Here is a 17,824-nt window from a genome sequence, read left to right on the forward strand (position 1 = left end):
GCCGCAGCAAGAGAGCGAAGAGCAGACCGAGGGAGAGCAGCGGCTGCACCACCGAGATGGCGCCGACGTGCAGCGCCACGATCTGCAGCACGACTCCCGCGAGGTCGGCGATGAGGCTGAGCAGCCACAGCGGGTGCAGGACCGTGGAGATGCCGAACCGCCACAAATGCCGCACGGTGAAACCCGCCAGCTGCGGCACCCTGGTCGCCGTGCTGTGCTTCAGCACCGCCGAGATGGCGAAGGCGAACGCGGCCGCAAGGGACACCACGACGACCAGGAGGTTGCCGGTCATCCGGCAGACCTGTCGCGAGGACCCGAACGCGGACACATGGCACCAGCATTGCCGATCGACCCTGCGAATTCGGTGAGGGTGTGATCGCGCGGCGTGGACCGGCGCCACCGGTGTACGTTTTCGCGAGACCCGACCCGTCCCGTCGGCGACCCCGGCCGCGCCGGCCCCGCAGCGCAAGGAGCACCGACGATGCCCACGATCGCGGTCGTGAACGGCCCGAACCTGGACCGCCTCGGCACCCGGGAGCCGGGCGTCTACGGCACCGAGACGTTGGCCGACGTCGAGAAGCGCTGCCACGACGCGGCATCCGGTGCGGGCCTGGGCACCAGGTTCTTCCAGAGCAACAGCGAGGGCGCGATCGTGGACCACCTGCACGACCTGGTGGGCGCCATCGACGGGCTGGTGATCAACGCCGCGGCGTACACCCACACCTCGGTCGCGATCCGAGACGCCCTGCAGGTGCTCGACGTGCCCTTCGTCGAGGTGCACATCTCCAACGTGCATGCGCGCGAGAGCTTCCGGCACACGTCCTACCTCAGCGACATCGCAGCGGGAGTGATCGTGGGCTGCGGCACCCAGGGATACGAGTTCGCCGTCCAGCGGCTCGCGGCCTTGATAGGCGCCGACGGGAGCTGACGTAGCGAAAGGACGAGTGACGCAGGTCGACCTGCGTCACTCGTCCTTGACTGCGTCAGTCAGTGCACCGCTGGGTGGTGCGCGGCGCTCAGGAGCCCTGAGCGCTGGTGGCCGGGGCCTTGGTCGCCGGGGCCTTTGCGGCCGGCGGCTTAGCAGCCGGGGCCTTAGCGGCCGGCGGCTTGGCGCCCGGGACCCGGTCCACGGCCTTGGCGATCTCCGCGTTGACGTCCTTGTCCAGGGCCGTGAGCAGGGTGACCGTGCTGACCTTCTGCGCGGTGGCGATCTGCTGGAGGGTCTCGCCCTTGCTCAGATCGGCGGTCAACTGCGCCGGGGTCAGCTTCAGGACGCTCGCCAGGCTCTTGTAGTCGGCGCCGAGGCCGTGCCGGTGCGCCCAGCCGCGCGGACCGTGCGGCCCACCCCACTTACCTGGACCCTTGCCCGGGTGTGCCGGCTTCGCGGTCCCTGCCTTGGGCGGCGTCGGCTTGGCGGTCCCCGCCTTGCCCGGCGCACCGGCCGGCCCTGGCCCGCGGACACCTTCCGGGAGCTTGGTGTTGATGAGCTTCGCCATGCGGGCGTCGGCGGTGGCGTCCAGGCGAGACAGCAGGGTCGCCCGGGAGACGCCGTGGCTCTCGGCGATCTGGGCCAACGACTTGCCGGCCTTGCGTCCGGCGGCGAGGCCTGCGGTGTCGGTGCCCGCATCCTTGGCGATGACCGCCGGGGTCAATCCGAGCAGGCCGATCCCGTGGCGCATGTGCGCCGCGGGGCCCTTGGCCGCCGTGGTCGGCGTGGGTGCCGGGGGTGCCGAGGTCGACGTGGCGTACGCCGGGACGGCGATCCCCACTACTGCTGCTGCCGCGAGGGTCGAACCCCCGATGATCTTCGTCTTGCGGAGCATGGACATGTCTTTCGGACGGAATCGGGCAAGGCCCGCTGACCAGCACACAGTGCGCGGGTCCGATGGGCCGTGCACTGTGAACAGCTGTGCTGAGCCTGTCAGTTGACGGACGCAGGATGCAGCGACGGCTCCTGCGGCAGCGAGAGCGACAGCACGGCGTGCTCGATCATCTGGTGCCGGCGTACCTGGTCCTCGACCTCCTGCAGGCGTACGGCGAGCACGGACTCCCGGTCGTTCCCCACCAGATCCACCGACGCCACGACGAAGAGCTTCTGCGGCCCGACGAACTCCAGGTGCAGGTAGGTGACCCGCTCGATAGCCGGGTTGTCGATCAGCGCCTGCAGCGCCCGGTCGCGCACGGCCCCGCCGATGGCCTCGCCGACGAGGAACTCCCGGTTGCGGTTGACGAGGAAGACGGCGACGACGGCGAGCATGACGCCGACCAGGATCGAGCCGATGGCGTCGTACCTCGCATCGCCGGTGAGCTGGTGCAGGCCGACGCCCGCGGCGGCGATCAACAGACCGAGCTGCGCGGCGGCGTCCTCGAAGAAGACCGCCCGCAGCGTGGGATCGGAGGTGCGGGTCACGTAGCGCAGGGGGTGCAGCCCGGCCTTGCGCGCCACCCCACGTGTCTGGCGCAGCGCCTGCAGGAAGGACGTGCCCTCGAGTGCGAAGGCGACGGCCAGCACGATGTAGTTGATGAGGTAACTGCCGGCCTCCTCGTGCGAGCCGAGCTGCTGGAAGCCGTGCCAGATGCTGACCACCGCTCCTGCGGTGAGCAGCCCGACGGCCGCGAACATCGACCAGACGTAGACCTCCTTGCCGTAGCCGAGCGGGTGGGCCTCGTCCGCCTGCTTCGCGCCGCGCTTCTCGGCGATGAGCAGGAAGACCTCGTTGCCGGAGTCGGCCCAGGAGTGCGCGGCCTCGGCGACCATCGACGCGGATCCGGTGAGCAGTGCGGCCACCGACTTCGCGACCGCGATCAGGATGTTCGCCGCGAACGCGATCAGCACCGTCCGGAGGCTGTCCCCGCCACCACCGTCTGCGGCTGCGCTCACTGTGTCGTCGGTGGTGGTCGTCATACCCCGACGGTACGGCGTGCGCGGCCTGCCCATCGGGGGTGGAGCAATGCACGAGAGGTGGGGATATTGCCCTACCCCTCGGTGTTCTCCCCACCTCCCGACGAGGGCGGAGCAGGCGGAGTCGGCGAGGGGTGCAGCGCCAGCAGCAGCTGCATCACGGTGTCCGGGTCGGCGAGGCGGTCGCCGTACAGCTCGCGGACCTGACCCATCCGGTAGCGCACCGTCTGCGCGTGCACGTGCAGGTCGCGCGCCACGTCGTCGCGTCGGCCCTGGTGCAGCAACCACGAGCGCAGCGTCTCCACGTGCCGTTCGTAGGCCGCGTCGCCCGGCTCGCCGAGCGGCGCCAGCACCTGGGCGCGCAGGTCGTCCAGCTCCCCGGGTGCCGAGGCGAGCACGAGGTCGGCCAGATGCTCCTCGGTGTCCACCACAGTGCCCGCGCCGCGCCCCAGGCCCACATCGATGGCGCGTACGGCGCGCTCGTACGACGCCGCGACGGCGAGCCACGGACGCGCCGGCCCGACGTACGCCTCGCGGTCGGCGAGCACTCGCAGGGCCCCGCGCCGGTCGGAGACGAGCAGCACCGTGCGCTCGGAACCGCCGGCGTCGCCCGGTTCCTCGCCGGCGCGCAGCGTGTTGGGGCCGAGCGCCGACAGCACCGCGCCCAGCCGGATGGACGGCAGCACGACGGCGCTCAACCGGCGAGGCGGGGTCCACTGCGCGCGCGAGGCGAACTCGCGCACCACTTCCTCGGCACGGCCGGCGATGAGCGCGGATCCGAGCCGCTCTCGGCGCCGTTCGTCCATCCGGTCCTGCTGCACCAGCGCGCTCGCGTGGCCCTCGACACTGGAGGCGGTGAGCTCGTCGATGTAGGCGAAGACCAGCTCGGCGAACTCCGCGGTCATCGCGGCGTCCAGGCCCGCGGCCACCGCGGCCGCCGACATCTCGCGCCAGGCGACGCGCGCCCCGATCCGGTACGCGGAGAGCAGGGCGTCCATCGGGCGACCGCTGTGGGCCTCGCCGGCGCCCAGCTTGTACGCGCCGTCGAGAGCCCCCGCGTGCGGCGTGGGGTCGCCGCGGCGCGGACCGGTCGCCATCCGCAGGAACCCGCCGAGCGCGGCCTGCACCGCCAGCTCGATGGTGCCGCGCAGCTCCCCGCTCGAGGTGCGCGCGTACTCCGGCACCTCCGCGAAGATCTGGTCCACGCAGTCCTCAGCGAACTCAGGGAGCCGGGCCTGCAGCGAGGCCACCACGTTCGGCTCGAAGCGCAGCGGCGCACGAGGTCCCGAACGGATGTGGTCGACCGGGATGTCTGGCATGCGTACCTCGTCTCGTTGTTCTCTGCGAACAATACCGCGGGTCTGATTCACGTTGGCCGGATAAGAAATTGTCCCTCCCCGGCAGGCATGGTGTTCATATGGCACATCTCCTCAGTGACGGCCCCAGGCAGGACGCGACCGGGCGCACCCCCGGCGCGGGGTGGCGCTCGCGTGCCTTCAAGCTGCTCAAGGCGACCACCACGCCGCTGCTCCCCGAGGACTACGTCGACCTCTTCGACCCGCTGCGCACCTCCACCGTGCTGCGCGCCCGGGTCGTCGACATCGTCGCCGAGACCCAGGACGCCGCCACCGTCGTACTGCGCCCGGGTCGCACCTGGCGCGGCCACGTGCCCGGGCAGTACATCCGGATCGGCGTCGACGTCGACGGCGTACGCATGTGGCGCGCGTACTCCGTGACCTCCGGTCCGCGCGAGGACGGCTGCATCGCCATCACCATCAAGGCCATCACCGGCGGCGCCGTCAGCACCCACCTCGTGGAGTCGCTGAAGGTCGGCCAGATCGTGCAGATGGAGCAGGCCGACGGCGCGTTCGTGCTGCCCGAGGTGCTTCCGAGCAAGATCCTGCTGCTCACCGGCGGCAGCGGCATCACCCCGGTGATGGGCATCCTGCGGCACGCGGTGGAAGACCTGGACGACGTGATCCTGCTGCACTCCGCCCCGCGTCCGGAGGACGTGATCTTCGCCGAGGAGTTGCGCGAGCTCGGTGCGAACGACCGGATCACCCTGGTCGAGCGGCACACCGACGAGCACGGCCTGCTCGACACCGATGAGCTCGAAGCACTGGTGCCCGACTGGCGCGAGCGCGAGACCTGGGCCTGCGGCCCGGCCGGCATGCTCGAGATGCTCGAAGGGCACTGGGAGCAGGCGGGGCACGCGCACCGACTGCACACCGAGCGGTTCCGTCCTGCACTCGCCGAGCCGGGCGAGGGCGGCACCGTCTACTTCACCAAGACCGACCGCGAGATCGAGTGCGACGGCGCCCGGCCGATCCTCGACATCGGCGAGGAAGCCGGCGTGCTCATGCCGTCGGGGTGCCGGATGGGCATCTGCTACGGCTGCGTGCTGCCGATGCGCGAAGGCTCCGTGCGCGACCTGCGCACCGGTGAGGTCACCTCGGCCACCCCCGGCGACGGCATCCTCATCCAGACCTGCATCTCGGCCGCCGCCGGGCGCTGCGACCTCGTTCTCTGATCACCGCACACGACCCACGATTTCCCACAGCACCACGGAAGGACAGCTCATGACCGCTCTGCAGAAGAAGGAACACAACCCGGTCGCGCACATGACGCCGGAGGACATCGAGAGCCTGGGCAAGGAGCTCGACGCCGTACGCGCGGAGATCATCGAGTCCCGCGGTGCCAAGGACGCGGCGTACATCCGTCGCACCATCGACGTGCAGCGCAAGCTGGAGCTGGGCTCGCGCGCGGTGCTGCTCTTCAGCAAGTACAAGCCGGCGTTCGCGCTCGGCACCGCCGGCCTGACCGTCTCCAAGATCCTGGAGAACATGGAGATCGGCCACAACGTCATGCACGGCCAGTGGGACTGGATGCGCGACCCGAAGATCCACTCGACGACCTGGGAGTGGGACAACGCCAGCCCGGCCGACCTGTGGAAGCACTCGCACAACGAGCTGCACCACACGTACACCAATGTGCTCGGCCGCGACAACGACCTCGGCTACGGCATCATGCGGGTCGATGAGGACCAGCCGTGGGTGCCGTTCTACCTCGGCCAGCCGGTGTGGAACTTCATCAACGCCTGCTTCTTCGAGTACGGCATCGCGGCGTACGACCTGGAGCTCGGCAAGTACATGAAGGGCCGTAAGGACAAGGCGGTCTTCAAGCGCGACCTGGGCAAGGTGGGCCAGAAGGTCCGCAACCAGATGACCCGTGACTACGTCATCCACCCGCTGCTCGCGGCGCCGACCGGCTCGTGGGGCAGGACGCTGCTCGCGAACTACCTGTCCAACCTGGGCCGCAACCTGTGGACCCACTCGGTCATCATGTGCGGGCACTTCCCCGAGGGCGTCGAGACCTTCACCAAGACCTCGATCGAGGGCGAGTCCCGCGGTGAGTGGTACCTGCGTCAGATGATCGGGTCGGCCAACATCTCCGGCTCCAAGGCGATGCACATCGCCACCGGCAACCTCAGCTACCAGATCGAGCACCACCTCTTCCCCGATCTGCCCAGCAACCGGTACGCCGAGATCTCGGTCAAGGTGCGCGACATCTGCGAGCGCTACGGCCTGCAGTACACGAGTGGTCCGCTGCCCAAGCAGGTCGCCTCCGCGTGGATGAAGGTCATCCGCCTCTCGCTGCCCAACCACATCGCCGCGAAGGTCAAGTTCCCGAGCCGTCGCAAGCCGGTCGCGCCGACCGCGCTGCCGTCGCGTCGGGTCGACACCGGCGAGGTCGCTGCCTGACCCGTCGTCCCATCGACAGGTGGGGTCGTTGCGCGCCGTATAGAGCGCGCAACGACCCCACCTGTGCGTCCGGTGCGTGACAACATGCCGTATGACGAACGCGACCCCTCCCGGTTGGTACCCCGACAACCTCGACCCCACCCAGGTGCGGTGGTGGGACGGCACCTCGTGGACGCATCAGACCCAGCCCGCGCAGCCTCAGCAACCGGCGCCGCAGGCGATGCCCTACCCCGGCACATCGAGCGGACATCAGCAGGGTCAGCAGAGCGGGTCGCACTCGGCCCCACTGCCGGGACAGGGCGCGGCGCCCCGGCGTGACACGGCTGACCCGTACGCGGCGCAGGCGCACGGCGGGCAGGGTGGCCAGCAGCAGCCGCACGACCCGTACACGGCGCAGGCGCACGGCGGGCAGGGTGGCCAGCAGCAGCCGCACGACCCCTACGCACAGCAGCAGACCCATCAGCCCGCGTACGGTCAACAGGGCAATCCCCAGCAGTTCCAGCAGTACCCGCAGGGTGGCGCGCCGCAGCAGCCGGACTCCTTCCCGGGTGAGAGCCGGGTGCGCCGGTGGGGCGACTCCATCGCGCAGGGATACGGCGACCAGTCCTTCGGCGGTCAGGTCAGCGGACCGGTCGACGGTCGGCACGCCGAGCAGGGCCGCAACGTGTTCACCGAGCCGGTGCTCGTGGTGAGCCAGAAGCGCAAGATCATCGAGATCACCAACGAGTACGCCGTCTACGCGCAGGACGGGTCGCAGCTCGGGGCGGTGGTCGAGGTCGGTCAGAGCGGGATGAAGAAGGCGGTCCGGCTGCTGTCCAACTACGACCAGTTCCTGACCCACCGGCTCGAGGTGCGCGACAACGCAGGGCAGGTGCTGCTGCGGCTGACCCGGCCCGCGAAGGTCTTCAAGTCCACCATCGTGGTCGAGGCGCCGAACGGGTCCGAGATCGGCCGGTTGGTGCAGCAGAACGTCTTCGGCAAGATCCGCTTCGGTCTGCTGGCCGGCGGCGCGGAGGTGGGTTCGCTCAACGCAGAGAACTGGCGGGCCTGGAACTTCGCGATGCTGGACGCGTCCGGCACCGAGGTCGCACGGGTGACCAAGACCTGGGAGGGGCTGCTCACCACGATGTTCACCACGGCGGACAACTACGTGGTGCACCTGCACCAGGACATGCCCGACCCGTTGCGCTCGCTCTGCATCGCCGCCGCGCTCACCATCGACACGGCCCTGAAGCAGGACAGCCGCTAGGTCGCCGCTGCGCAGCCACGAGAGCCCACGCGGCGCCCGTACCTAGGCGGGTCCGCGAGTGGCCCGCCCACATGGGCCCACGCGGCGCCCGTGCAAGGGCAGCGGGCCGATCGATCCCCGGTCGAGGCCGTTTGGAAACGCCACGTCGCGAGCGCTACAGCCACGGGCGGGGCGGACGGCGCGACCGACCGAGTCAGACCGGCGCCGTGATGTCCCGGAGCAGCTGCAGAGTGCGGGCGACGGCCGGGTTGGCGCTGGCGTTGTCCCGCACGAAGACCACGATCCGTCGCCGCGGGGCCGGGTCGGCGATGGGGCGCGAGCACGCGTCGGCGGGCAGCACTCCCAGCGCCAGCTGCGGAATGACCGCGACGCCGATACCCGCGGCTGCGAACGCGATCGAGGTGTGGTGGTCGACGGTCTGCGCCGAGTAGCGGGGCGTGAAACCGGCGGCACGCGTCGCGCCGCGCACGATGCGGCCGCAGACGTCGTCGTCCTGGTTGTCCATGACCCACCGGTGGTCTGCCAGCGCGGACATCGGCACGACGCCCAGCTCGGCCAGCGGATTGTCGCTGGAGAACACCACCCAGTACGGCTCCTCGGTCAGCTCGTATCGGGTGTAGCCGTTGACCCGGGTCGGCGGGTCCTCGGGCTGCTCGGTGCGGACGTCGATGTCGGGCCTGCCCGGGCCGGTCGGGGACGGCTGCTCGTTGAGGTCGACGGTGAACTGCACGTCGGGGAAGTCCCGCTGCAGCGATCGCGCGACGAGCGGGATCCACTGCTCACCGGCCGACGCGAAGCAGGAGATCGCGAGCGTGCCGGTGCGGCCCTCACGCAGATCGTCGACCACGCCGTCGAGGCGGGCGAGGTTGTTCATCACCTCGTCGCTCTGCGCTGCGAGTGCCCGGCCCGTGGGCGTCGCACTGATGCCGCGACCGGACTTCTCGAAGAGTTGCAGCCCGGTCTCGCGCTGTAGTGCGCTGACGTGCTGACTGATGGCGGACGGCGTGTAGCCGAGATTGAGAGCGGCGGCCTGCACCGATCCGCTCGCGACGACGGCGCGGAACACCCGGAGACGGTTGACATCGAGCATTCCTCGACTCTACAGCAGCACTACACAGTGCATCAATAACAATCGCTTGTGCTGAAGAGTTGATGGCGTGACGCTGGATACATGAACATCGACTACAGCAACCACGGCCCCATCGATCGTGACGCGCAGCGGCTGAGCCAGGAGTTGGACGGCGTACGCGCCCGGTCCGGCCGGCCTGTCACCTCACCCTCAGCGCCCCGCCACCCGGTGCTCGCTCGCGTCCGCACGGCGGTGCACGCGGTCAGGGAGGTCTTCGACGGGATCGCCGAAGCCAACGAACGCTTCGATCGGATCAACCGACCCTGGGTCTACGAAGGCCCGGACTGGGTCAATGGCGCGCACGGTGCTGTGCGCATGGCCCACGAAGCGAGCGCCGATGTCGAGGCGCGGCGTCCGCGGTCGGCCGTGCGCGAAGGGTCGACCCGGCCCTCCGACGCACCCCGGACGGGCCTGCGCCCCGCGCACTGAACGGTGGTCTGTGAAGTCGGCCACACCACGGCCCCGGCGACCGACCGGGCAACCGTGCCTCGCGCGAGAAGGTGCATGGGAAGCATTGCAGCGCAACGGTTTGCGGCGGACCTCCGGCATGCGCCGCGATGCTTCAGTCTCACTGAAGAGTCATGCAGTCTTTTGGACTTGTCGTGATTAGTTCGAAATGGAACGATTAATGCCATGCGACCCATTTACAACGACTTCAACCCCATCGACGACCGCGACCACGCCCGCATGCTCGGCGACCTGGCGTATGCCACCACCGAGGAGACCGCACCGCGCACCACCCGCTCCATCTGGCGCTCGGTGCGTGAGCAGCTGCACGGCAACGGTCACGCAAACCGGGCGTACATGCGCCAGATCTGAGCCGATCCCTCGGCGTCAGCACGCGGACACTCCGGCCGGCCCTCGGCCGCTGGGTGTCCGCTTTTGCGTGTGGGGGATGGGGCGGGCGCGCCGCGGCACTACCGTGAGCGCATGCGAGCCGACCCCGCGCTGCGACCCGTGCGCGTCGGTAGCCGCAACGCGACGTTCCAGCACTGGGAGACCCTGCTGCGCAACCGCACGAAGCGGCACCGCGCAGGCGCGTTCGTCGTGCAGGGGGTGCGCCCGATCACCTTGGCCGTGCGAGCCGGGTGGCACGTCACGGACGTGCTGCGACCGACCGGCGGCCAGCCGTCGCGGTGGGCGCAGGACACGTGGGGCCGCCCGGGCGCGAGGCGCTACGAACTGGAGCCCGAGCTGTTCGCCGAGCTGTCGGGCAAGGACGAGGGGCAGGCCGAGCTGCTGGCCGTCGTCGCCATGCCCCCGGACGACCTGACCCGCGCCGACCCGTCGGCATACGCCCCCACGGTGGTCTTCGATCGGCCGAGCACCCCGGGCAACGTCGGCACTCTGCTGCGCTCGATCGACGCCTTCGGCGGGTCCGGTCTCGTCGTGACCGGGCATGCTGCCGATCCGTACGATCCCAAATCCGTTCGTGCCAGCACCGGTTCGCTCTTCACCGTTCCGACCGTACGGGCGGACGGTCCGCAGCCGGTGCTCGACCGGATCCGGGCACTGCGCTCCGCCGGGAGCAGCGTGCAACTGCTGGGCACCGATGAGGGGGGCGATCTCGGGGTGCGGGGTGTCGACTTCGCGGTGCCGACGGTGCTGGTCGTCGGCAACGAGACCCGCGGGCTCGCCCGGGTCTGGCGTGAGGCGTGTGACGCGATCGTCAGCATCCCGATGGTGGGCGAGGCGAGCTCGCTGAACGCCGCCACCGCCGGCTCCGTCCTGTTGCACGAATCGCTGCAGCAGCGTCTGGCCGCCCGCCGCTGAGGTCGCCGCGCACCGTGCGGGCGCGGCAGCTCAGCCCCGGTTCTCCCGACGGAACTGTCGCGGCGTGACGTCGTAGTGCGCGCGGAACTGTCGGTTGAAGTTGGACAGGTTGGCGTATCCCACGCGGTGTGAGACGGACGCGACGGGCACGTCGGTGTCCACCAGGAGCTTGCATGCCTGCGAGAGGCGCAGCTTCTGGACCGTGTCGCTGAACGTCTGGCCGCTGACCCGCTTGAAGTACTTCGAGAACGCCGAGTCCGACATCCCCACGAGCTGCGCCACTGCCGCGAGGCGCACGTCGTCGGTGAGGTGCTCGACGATGTACGTCAGGGCCTGGTCGATGGTGTCGGCGGCATCCTCATCGCGCAACGGCGGCAGCCACTCCTTCGTCAGGGTGCGGTGTTCGTCGTCGGGCGCTGCCGCGAGCACGCCGAGGAGCTCGAAGATGTGGCCCAACCGACGCGATCCCTGCTGCGCGCCGATGGCTTCGAGCTCGTCGGCGGCACGGAGTGCGGTGCTGCCACGGAACTCGATGCCGCGCGCCGCCTTCTTGAGAAGGGTCTGCACCTCCGCCAGCTCCGGGAGGATGTCCTGGCACCGGTCGACCCAGTGGGGGTGGAACTGCAGGACGGTGTCGCGGTCGTCGATGACCTGACCGGGCGCGAGGTCGCTGATCCAGTGGTGCGGCAGGTTGGAGCCGACCAGGACGACTTGTCCGGCGGCGAACGTGCCGATGTGATCACCGACGATGTAGCGGCCGGTGCCCGATCGGATGAGGTGTATCTCGTACTCGGGGTGGTAGTTCCACCGCGAGTAGGGGCTCGGGACGCCGTGCATGTGCCATCGGACGGACTGGCGGGGGTCGAGGGGCACGACCTCACGCGCTGCAGGGGCGGTGGCGAGACGGCGCGCGATGGCGCTGGGCGTCGGGTGCGGTCGTCTGTCGGTGCTCACAGCGCCTTCTCCGGTGCTCCTCGGGAGTGGCAAGAAAGTATCACCAGAGGTCTTGGCAGGATCTTTTTCACGGCACGACCCCTTCGTAAGGTCGAAGTTCCCAGGTGACTGGCAGAGGTCCCTCGAACAAGGACGACCCATGCGCAACCTCAGTGCGGTACTCACGGCGGCCTCGGACGTGCAGATCGTGGAGCGACCGGTCCCCGTCCCGGATCCCCACCAGGTGCTGGTCGAGGTGCGCGCCGTCGGCATCTGTGGCTCCGACGTCCACTACTACGAGCACGGGCGGATCGGCTCGTACGTCGTCGAGCAGCCCATGGTCATCGGGCACGAGGCGTCCGGCGTGGTGGTCGCCATCGGCGCAGAGGTCACCGACCGCGCCGTGGGTGATCGGGTCGCGCTCGAGCCCGGAGTGCCCTGCCGGCGTTGTGAGCAGTGCCTGGCAGGGCGGTACAACCTGTGTCCGCACGTCTCGTTCTTCGCCACCCCGCCGGTGGACGGCGCGATCTGCCGTGTGGTGGCCATCGATGCCGCCTTCGCCCATCCCGTCCCCGGCGACCTCACCTTCGAACAGGCCGCCATGGCCGAACCCGTCTCGGTCGGGATCTGGGCGGCACAGAAAGCCCGGATCACCGCCGGTGATCGGGTCCTGGTGACCGGCGCCGGACCGGTCGGCCTGTTCGCCGCGCAGGTGGCCCGAGCGTTCGGCGGCGTCGATGTGACGGTGAGCGACGTGAGCGAGTTCCGAAGCGCGATGGCCGACAGACTCGGTCTCACCGCTCATCGGTCGGGGCAGCCTTTCGAGCGGGACTACGACGTCGTCATCGAGTGCTCCGGTGCCCAGGCGGCCGTGACGGCCGGAATGTCCGCTCTCGCTCGCGCCGGACGCCTCGTGCTGGTCGGCATGGGCGCCGACTCCGTCACCATCGACGTCCCGCTGTTGCAGGGCCGAGAGATCCGCATCACCGGTATCTTCCGGTACGCCAACACCTACCCGCTCGCGCTGGACCTGATCGCCTCGGGAGCCGTGCGGGTGAGCGACGTCATCACCCACCGATTCGACCTCGAGCACACCGAGGACGCTCTCACCATCAGCCGGCGCGACCCGGAGGCGCTCAAGGCCGTCGTCACGCCCCATGTCGGCGGCCCGCCCCCGGGCGGGGACCTCGGCAGTGAGCGGTCGCGGTGACCTCCCCGTTCGACCTCACCGGCAGGACCGCCCTGGTGACCGGCGGCAACCAGGGGCTCGGCAGGGCGTTCGTCTTCGCGCTCGCCGCCGCCGGTGCCCGGGTCGCGTTCTCCGGGCGGCGCGAAGACGCCAACAGACTCGTCGCCGCCGAGGCTGCGCGGACCGGCTACGAGCTGGTGCCCATCACGGCCGACGTCACCGACGACGCCCAGGTGGACACCATGGTCGCGCAGGCGGAGGACGCGTTCGACGGTCGAATAGACGTGTTGGTCAATAATGCCGGGCGCTGCCATCACGCACCGTCGTCCGAACTGACCGACGACCAGTGGGCGGGCGTCTTCGACCTCAACGTCCGGGCCGTGTGGAAGACGTCCACGATCGTGGCGGACGTGATGCGCGCGCATGGATCCGGCTCGATCGTGAACGTCGGAAGCATCTCCGGACTGATCGTCAATCGTCCGCAGTTCCAGGCCGGGTACAACGCGTCGAAGGCCGCGGTCCACCACCTCACCAGGTCGCTGGCCGTTGAATGGGCGAGCTTCGGGATTCGGGTCAACGCCATAGCTCCCGGGTACGTGCAAGCCGACGGAGTGCCTGCCGACCGGCCCGAGCTACGTCGTCACTGGCGTCCGGAGTTCCGTCAGCACTGGGTGGACGACGCGCCGCAACGACGCTTCGCGCTTCCCGAGGAGATCGCTCCGAGCGCCGTGTTCCTTGCCAGCGACGCCGCCAGTTTCATCACCGGGACCGTCCTCGTCGCCGACGGCGGTTATACGGCGGCCTGAGGCGGCCTGACCTGCCTTGGGCCACAGTCAGGGCGACGCGAGACTGCGCCACAGCTGGATGGAGCCGGACGTGGTCCGAGAGGCGAGATAGAGCCGTGCGCCGTCGGCTGCGAAGGCGAGGGGACTACCCGGGGGAGTCCTGAGCACGGTCGTCCTCCCAGGGGAGACCTGGACGAGAAGCGACCCCGAGCGTGTCGGAAGGGCGATCGTCGTACTATCCGAAGTGACGACAGGTGTTGATATGTCACTGTCGCTGGTGACGGTTTCGGGCAGTCCGATCGATGTGACGGATCCATCGGCCTGCAGCTGCCACGCGCGCGCTGCACCCCCGGCTGTCACGCCGACGACGACGCAGCGTTGCAGGGAGCACCCGACGGCGTGCGCGTGCCCGGTGATCGCGATCCGGTGCTCCGTCCACGAGCCGCCGTCCGCCGCCCTCAGCCACACGACGGGATGCGACGTCATGCCGTCATCGAGGTCGAGCAGGTCGCCGACGACAACGAACCGGTCGCCGAGCGCACCGACCGCGGCGGCGGACTTCAGGATCGACGCGGTGTTCTTGAGGACGGGCGACGGCGGGTCGCGGAGCCACGTGCTGCCCTGCGGGTGCCAGGTCGTCACGTCCAGGCCGTGCGCTCCCACCCAGGACCCGACGATGAGCGCGTCGGACCCGGCGTACGCCGTGCCGACCAGGTCACCGGCCTCCAGGCCGCCGAAGGTCTCGAAGGTCTGAGGCGTCTCCGTCAGGGTGCCGAAGCCGCCCGCGGTCCGCGGCGTCCGCCACACGGTCCACCGCACGTTGCCGTGCGCACCCCCGCGTGCTCCACCGACGGCCAGGATGCCGGGCTCGCCCACGGCGGCCTGCAACCACCGGGCGGTGCGGGCGTATCCGGAGATCGGCCGCAGCGCGACCGTCGTGGTGACCCCGGTCGAGGAGGCCAGCGACATCCCGGCCGTACCGTCGCGACCGGAGGTGCCGACCAGCACACCCTCGGTCGTCGACGTGAGGATGTCCGGGGATCCGGTGAGGGACACCCGCGACCACCCGGGATCGACCGACGTCGGGCTGCTCGTCGACGACCCGCTGCAGGCGGACAGCCCCGCGACCGACACGAGGATCGCGCCGGTGATCGCGGCGTGAGCCCGCCGCCTGCGCACGTGTCGTCACCCCTGACGGTTATGCGTCGTCGTCGCCCTCGAACGGCCAGAACTCGCGCAGCTCGATGCGACCACCGCGCGCCATCGGATGCGCAGCCGCGACCTCGACGGCGTCCTCCAGAGTGGCGCAGTCGAGGATGTCGAAACCGGCGAGCCACTCCTTGGTCTCCGCGAACGGCCCGTCGGTCACGATCCTCTCCCCGTCGCGCACGCGCACCAGCTTCGCGGTCGAGGGTGGGCGCAGCCGCTCGCCCATCACCCACTGGCCGCGACCGTCCACCTGCGCGAACCAGTCGTCGATGCCCGTTTCCGGGGCGTCCGAGGTGTCGGGATCGCCGTCGACGACGACCATCATCAGGTACTTCATACGGGGTGCGTGTCCTTCGCGATGGGTCCGAGTGGTCAGGTTTGCTGCGGTCAGCGCAATGTCTTCAAGGCGCCGCCCCAGCGGACGAGCTGAGTGAGCATCGTGTTGAGGTTGCCCGCCTGGTAGGGCCGGGGCGCCATCTTCGAGTAGTCCTCCATGTCGTCGTACGTCGAGATGGCCACCTGCGCGCGGACGGTCGCGATCTGCAGCTCCCCGAGCACCTGCTTGAGTTGCTCCGCCGCGCGCAGTCCCTCACTGGAGCCGTAGCAGACCAGGCCGGCGACCTTGTCGTTCCACTCGACGTAGAGGAAGTCGAGCGCGTTCTTGAACGCCGCGGGCAGGGCGCGGTTGTACTCCGGGAAGACGAACACGAAACCGTCGTAGCCGGCGATCTTGCGCGACCAGGCCTTAGTGTGGTCCTTGGTGTAGGCCTGGGACGAGGCGGGCTCCGGCTCGTCGAGCAACGGCAGACCCTGGTCGGCGAGATCGACCAGCTCGTACGTCGCGTCGTCCCGTTCCGCGACCTGGTCCATCACCCACTTCGCGACGGAGGGACCGACCCGCTGGGGACGGGTGCTGCACAGGACGACGGCGATCCGCAGGGCGCTCATGACCCTGAGCGTAGGACCCCGCACACCCGGCGCGGGGTGGATCGGTCAGCCCGACACGGCCGGCTTCAGCACCTGCTCACACCACTGGCGGAAGGTGGTCGGGCTCGCCGTCTCAGGCGTACGCGCCACGCCGGCGTCCAGCCCGGCCTCCTTGGCGCTCATCATGTCGGTCATGCCCTGGACGAACGCCGCACCCACCCCGTAAGAGGACATCCTCGCGGCTTGCGCGTCGAAGGACTCCCGTTCGTAACGGATCGGCGTACCGAGCACCTCGGACATCGTGCCCGCCATGTCCTGCGGTGACACGTCCTCCGGTCCGAGGACCGGGACGGTGTCGACACCGGACCATGTCGTGTCGAGCAGCAGTCGCGCAGCAGCATCGGCGATGTCCCGGGTGGCCACCATGGGCGTGCGCCGATCGGCCGTGACGACGTCGGTGAACACCCCTCGGTCGCGGATCGAGTCCACCTGGCGCAGCAGGTTGTCCATGAACCCGGGGTTGGCGAGCGAGCGGTAGGCGACGCCCGTACCGGCGATGAGGTCGTCCATCGCGAGGGTGGCGGTGACCAGCCCGGCCCGGCCGGCGATCGGCGTGCCCCGGCCGAGCGCCGAGACGCCGACGACCCGCCGCACACCGTGACGGGTGAACGCCCCCGCCGCCGGCCGGGTGAAGCCGGTGTACGCCGCATCCACGCTGGCGGCCGCCGGGTCCGGGGGCACGAGCCAGAACACCGCATCGGCGCCGGCGAACGCGCGGTCGACCACCTCGGCGTCGCCGTGCGACCCCTGCACGACCTCGACCCGGTCGCGCACGTCGGTCGCGAGCCGAGCGGGGTCGCGGACGACGACGCGCAGCTCCTCGGTGCTCGCGGCGAGGCGCTGGAGCAGTTGACTACCGATGTCGCCCGTGGGCGTCGTGATCACGATCATGGGTCAACGGTGCGGGCACCGCGACCCGGACGTCCAATACCTATTGCCAACTAATTGATACCCTGAAGGCATGGATCTGGACCTTCGCAAGCTGCGGTACTTCGCGGCGCTGGCCGAGCACGGTCACTTCGGACGGGCCGCGGAGTCGCTCTACATCGCCCAACCTGTCCTCAGCCGGCAGATCCGGGCTCTCGAGCAGGAGTTGGGGTGCTCCCTACTCACGCGGACCACCCGCAGTGTGCAACTCACGGCCGCCGGGCGGCAGCTGCAGGAGGAGGCACGCTCGGTGTTCGCCACCGTCGACGCGTCGATCCGACGGGTGCACGAGGCCGACCGCGGGGTGGCCCGACTGGTGGTCGGGTTCGCCACCGGGCTGCACGTGTCCGATGCGGTGCGCGCGTACGCCGCGCAGAGCCCGGAGGTGCAGATCGCGCTGCTGCCGCTCAAGTGGTGGGAGCAGGATGTCCCGCTACGCGACGGGCGGGCCGACATCGGCTACCTGCGGCGCCCGTTCGACGAGACCGGGCTGCGCTCGGTGCCGATCGGCACCGAGCCCAGGGTGGCCTGCCTGCCGGTGTCACACCCGCTCGCCCGGCGCAGGAGCCTCACCCTGGCGGAGTTGGAAGGGGAGCGGATCCTCGACGCGCACGCACGCCGTACCTCCTCGGCCGAGGAGAAGTTCGAGCTCATCGCCTCCGGTGACGGCATCGCCGTGGTGCCGCTGAGCGTCGCCCAGTCCTATCTGCGCCCGGACCTCGTGCACCGTCCCGTCACCGACGCGGAGCACGTGCAGACCTGCCTGGTCGTGCCGCGGGGCAGGCGCGAGCGCCGGGTGCAGGACTTCCTGGCCGTGGCCACCCGCACCCTCGCCCCTGCCGCGACCCGGCTCGCCGCCGTCGACTGACCGGGAGCCCCGCTGAGGGGATCGGATCGAAGTCATGACGAACGTCGTGGCGGAACCCGTGGTTGCCCGCGAAGCGTCTTACCTAGAGTGGGTAATGATTCGGGGGCGGTGA

General features: G+C 69.9%; 20 protein-coding genes. 10 read left to right on the forward strand and 10 right to left on the reverse strand.

Annotation, left to right across the window (positions count from 1 at the left end):
• Positions 1 to 292: hypothetical protein (locus tag HNR15_RS00005; RefSeq protein ID WP_218883488.1), on the reverse strand; the 292-nt coding region annotated here is incomplete at its 3' end.
• A 189-nt stretch (positions 293 to 481) separates the two neighbouring features.
• On the opposite strand from HNR15_RS00005, the gene aroQ reads away from it, so the two are divergent.
• On the forward strand, positions 482 to 928 hold the full coding sequence (aroQ, locus tag HNR15_RS00010; protein ID WP_179478016.1) for a type II 3-dehydroquinate dehydratase: 447 nt from the start codon (positions 482 to 484) through the stop codon (positions 926 to 928).
• An 88-nt stretch (positions 929 to 1,016) separates the two neighbouring features.
• Here the strand turns inward: aroQ and HNR15_RS00015 are convergent, their stop codons facing one another.
• From HNR15_RS00015 to HNR15_RS00025, 3 genes are all read right to left on the reverse strand, one after another.
• Entirely contained in the window at positions 1,017 to 1,823 is an 807-nt protein-coding gene (locus HNR15_RS00015) for a hypothetical protein (RefSeq protein WP_179478018.1), read from the reverse strand.
• Between the two features lie 98 nt (positions 1,824 to 1,921).
• The gene (locus tag HNR15_RS00020; protein WP_179478020.1) at positions 1,922 to 2,905 is read right to left on the reverse strand and encodes a cation diffusion facilitator family transporter; all 984 of its coding nucleotides are present in this window, start codon (positions 2,903 to 2,905) and stop codon (positions 1,922 to 1,924) included.
• 71 nt (positions 2,906 to 2,976) lie between these two features.
• Positions 2,977 to 4,221 (reverse strand): PucR family transcriptional regulator, encoded by a 1,245-nt coding sequence (locus HNR15_RS00025; protein ID WP_179478022.1) that lies wholly within the window; start codon positions 4,219 to 4,221, stop codon positions 2,977 to 2,979.
• 98 nt (positions 4,222 to 4,319) lie between these two features.
• On the opposite strand from HNR15_RS00025, the gene HNR15_RS00030 reads away from it, so the two are divergent.
• The 3 genes from HNR15_RS00030 to HNR15_RS00040 all read left to right on the forward strand — a co-directional run bounded on the left by HNR15_RS00030 (position 4,320) and on the right by HNR15_RS00040 (position 7,912).
• Complete coding sequence (locus HNR15_RS00030) at positions 4,320 to 5,432, forward strand: ferredoxin reductase (RefSeq protein ID WP_179478024.1); 1,113 nt, start codon at positions 4,320 to 4,322, stop codon at positions 5,430 to 5,432.
• Between the two features lie 49 nt (positions 5,433 to 5,481).
• The gene (locus tag HNR15_RS00035; protein WP_179478026.1) at positions 5,482 to 6,663 is read left to right on the forward strand and encodes a fatty acid desaturase family protein; all 1,182 of its coding nucleotides are present in this window, start codon (positions 5,482 to 5,484) and stop codon (positions 6,661 to 6,663) included.
• 91 nt (positions 6,664 to 6,754) lie between these two features.
• Positions 6,755 to 7,912 carry a phospholipid scramblase-related protein gene (locus HNR15_RS00040; protein WP_179478028.1) on the forward strand — a complete coding sequence of 386 codons (1,158 nt, stop codon included), beginning with the start codon at positions 6,755 to 6,757 and terminating at the stop codon, positions 7,910 to 7,912.
• Positions 7,913 to 8,105: 193 nt separating this feature from the next.
• On the opposite strand, the gene HNR15_RS00045 is transcribed toward HNR15_RS00040, so the two are convergent.
• Positions 8,106 to 9,002 carry a LysR family transcriptional regulator gene (locus HNR15_RS00045; protein WP_179478030.1) on the reverse strand — a complete coding sequence of 299 codons (897 nt, stop codon included), beginning with the start codon at positions 9,000 to 9,002 and terminating at the stop codon, positions 8,106 to 8,108.
• An 81-nt stretch (positions 9,003 to 9,083) separates the two neighbouring features.
• Here HNR15_RS00045 and HNR15_RS00050 point away from each other — a divergent pair, with 81 nt between their 5' ends.
• From HNR15_RS00050 to HNR15_RS00060, 3 genes are all read left to right on the forward strand, one after another.
• Positions 9,084 to 9,470: a hypothetical protein gene (locus HNR15_RS00050; RefSeq protein WP_179478032.1), complete on the forward strand. Its 387-nt coding sequence runs from the start codon at positions 9,084 to 9,086 to the stop codon at positions 9,468 to 9,470.
• A gap of 204 nt (positions 9,471 to 9,674) precedes the next feature.
• On the forward strand, positions 9,675 to 9,860 hold the full coding sequence (locus tag HNR15_RS00055; protein WP_179478034.1) for a hypothetical protein: 186 nt from the start codon (positions 9,675 to 9,677) through the stop codon (positions 9,858 to 9,860).
• A gap of 111 nt (positions 9,861 to 9,971) precedes the next feature.
• A complete protein-coding gene (locus HNR15_RS00060) occupies positions 9,972 to 10,814 on the forward strand; it encodes a TrmH family RNA methyltransferase (RefSeq protein ID WP_179478036.1) in 843 nt (280 codons plus the stop codon).
• A 30-nt stretch (positions 10,815 to 10,844) separates the two neighbouring features.
• Here the strand turns inward: HNR15_RS00060 and HNR15_RS00065 are convergent, their stop codons facing one another.
• Positions 10,845 to 11,768, reverse strand: coding sequence for an AraC family transcriptional regulator (locus HNR15_RS00065; protein WP_343048341.1), 924 nt, complete (start codon positions 11,766 to 11,768; stop codon positions 10,845 to 10,847).
• A gap of 139 nt (positions 11,769 to 11,907) precedes the next feature.
• Between HNR15_RS00065 and HNR15_RS00070 the strand changes: the two genes are divergently transcribed.
• Together HNR15_RS00070 and HNR15_RS00075 are read left to right on the forward strand one after the other, a co-directional pair.
• Positions 11,908 to 12,957 carry an NAD(P)-dependent alcohol dehydrogenase gene (locus HNR15_RS00070; RefSeq protein WP_179478040.1) on the forward strand — a complete coding sequence of 350 codons (1,050 nt, stop codon included), beginning with the start codon at positions 11,908 to 11,910 and terminating at the stop codon, positions 12,955 to 12,957.
• The gene (locus tag HNR15_RS00075; RefSeq protein ID WP_179478042.1) at positions 12,954 to 13,742 is read left to right on the forward strand and encodes an SDR family oxidoreductase; all 789 of its coding nucleotides are present in this window, start codon (positions 12,954 to 12,956) and stop codon (positions 13,740 to 13,742) included. The genes HNR15_RS00070 and HNR15_RS00075 overlap by 4 nt, the downstream gene beginning before the upstream one ends.
• 27 nt (positions 13,743 to 13,769) lie before the next feature.
• Here the strand turns inward: HNR15_RS00075 and HNR15_RS00080 are convergent, their stop codons facing one another.
• The 4 genes from HNR15_RS00080 to HNR15_RS00095 form a co-directional block, all read right to left on the reverse strand.
• Entirely contained in the window at positions 13,770 to 14,777 is a 1,008-nt protein-coding gene (locus HNR15_RS00080; RefSeq protein WP_179478044.1) for a hypothetical protein, read from the reverse strand.
• 142 nt (positions 14,778 to 14,919) lie between these two features.
• Entirely contained in the window at positions 14,920 to 15,267 is a 348-nt protein-coding gene (locus HNR15_RS00085; protein ID WP_179478046.1) for a YciI family protein, read from the reverse strand.
• A 50-nt stretch (positions 15,268 to 15,317) separates the two neighbouring features.
• A complete protein-coding gene (locus HNR15_RS00090) occupies positions 15,318 to 15,878 on the reverse strand; it encodes an NADPH-dependent FMN reductase (RefSeq protein WP_179478048.1) in 561 nt (186 codons plus the stop codon).
• 45 nt (positions 15,879 to 15,923) lie between these two features.
• Positions 15,924 to 16,808, reverse strand: a complete 885-nt coding sequence (locus HNR15_RS00095; protein WP_179478050.1) for an NAD(P)H-binding protein — start codon at positions 16,806 to 16,808, stop codon at positions 15,924 to 15,926.
• 70 nt (positions 16,809 to 16,878) lie between these two features.
• On the opposite strand from HNR15_RS00095, the gene HNR15_RS00100 reads away from it, so the two are divergent.
• Positions 16,879 to 17,712: a LysR family transcriptional regulator gene (locus tag HNR15_RS00100; RefSeq protein ID WP_179478052.1), complete on the forward strand. Its 834-nt coding sequence runs from the start codon at positions 16,879 to 16,881 to the stop codon at positions 17,710 to 17,712.
• Positions 17,713 to 17,824 lie beyond the last annotated feature (112 nt).

Source organism: Allobranchiibius huperziae, assembly GCF_013410455.1.
GTDB lineage: Bacteria > Actinomycetota > Actinomycetes > Actinomycetales > Dermatophilaceae > Allobranchiibius > Allobranchiibius huperziae.

Excerpts from the sequence above, each read along its gene's own strand:
- HNR15_RS00090 (WP_179478048.1), bottom strand. The coding sequence starts at position 15,878 with ATGAGCGCCCTGCGGATCGCCGTCGTCCTGTGCAGCACCCGTCCCCAG.
- HNR15_RS00085 (WP_179478046.1), bottom strand. The coding sequence starts at position 15,267 with ATGAAGTACCTGATGATGGTCGTCGTCGACGGCGATCCCGACACCTCG.
- HNR15_RS00045 (WP_179478030.1), bottom strand. The coding sequence starts at position 9,002 with ATGCTCGATGTCAACCGTCTCCGGGTGTTCCGCGCCGTCGTCGCGAGC.
- HNR15_RS00020 (WP_179478020.1), bottom strand. The coding sequence starts at position 2,905 with ATGACGACCACCACCGACGACACAGTGAGCGCAGCCGCAGACGGTGGT.
- HNR15_RS00040 (WP_179478028.1), top strand. The coding sequence starts at position 6,755 with ATGACGAACGCGACCCCTCCCGGTTGGTACCCCGACAACCTCGACCCC.
- HNR15_RS00060 (WP_179478036.1), top strand. The coding sequence starts at position 9,972 with ATGCGAGCCGACCCCGCGCTGCGACCCGTGCGCGTCGGTAGCCGCAAC.
- HNR15_RS00100 (WP_179478052.1), top strand. The coding sequence starts at position 16,879 with ATGGATCTGGACCTTCGCAAGCTGCGGTACTTCGCGGCGCTGGCCGAG.
- HNR15_RS00050 (WP_179478032.1), top strand. The coding sequence starts at position 9,084 with ATGAACATCGACTACAGCAACCACGGCCCCATCGATCGTGACGCGCAG.
- HNR15_RS00035 (WP_179478026.1), top strand. The coding sequence starts at position 5,482 with ATGACCGCTCTGCAGAAGAAGGAACACAACCCGGTCGCGCACATGACG.
- HNR15_RS00030 (WP_179478024.1), top strand. The coding sequence starts at position 4,320 with ATGGCACATCTCCTCAGTGACGGCCCCAGGCAGGACGCGACCGGGCGC.
- HNR15_RS00055 (WP_179478034.1), top strand. The coding sequence starts at position 9,675 with ATGCGACCCATTTACAACGACTTCAACCCCATCGACGACCGCGACCAC.
- HNR15_RS00070 (WP_179478040.1), top strand. The coding sequence starts at position 11,908 with ATGCGCAACCTCAGTGCGGTACTCACGGCGGCCTCGGACGTGCAGATC.
- HNR15_RS00095 (WP_179478050.1), bottom strand. The coding sequence starts at position 16,808 with ATGATCGTGATCACGACGCCCACGGGCGACATCGGTAGTCAACTGCTC.
- HNR15_RS00025 (WP_179478022.1), bottom strand. The coding sequence starts at position 4,221 with ATGCCAGACATCCCGGTCGACCACATCCGTTCGGGACCTCGTGCGCCG.
- HNR15_RS00015 (WP_179478018.1), bottom strand. The coding sequence starts at position 1,823 with ATGCTCCGCAAGACGAAGATCATCGGGGGTTCGACCCTCGCGGCAGCA.
- aroQ (WP_179478016.1), top strand. The coding sequence starts at position 482 with ATGCCCACGATCGCGGTCGTGAACGGCCCGAACCTGGACCGCCTCGGC.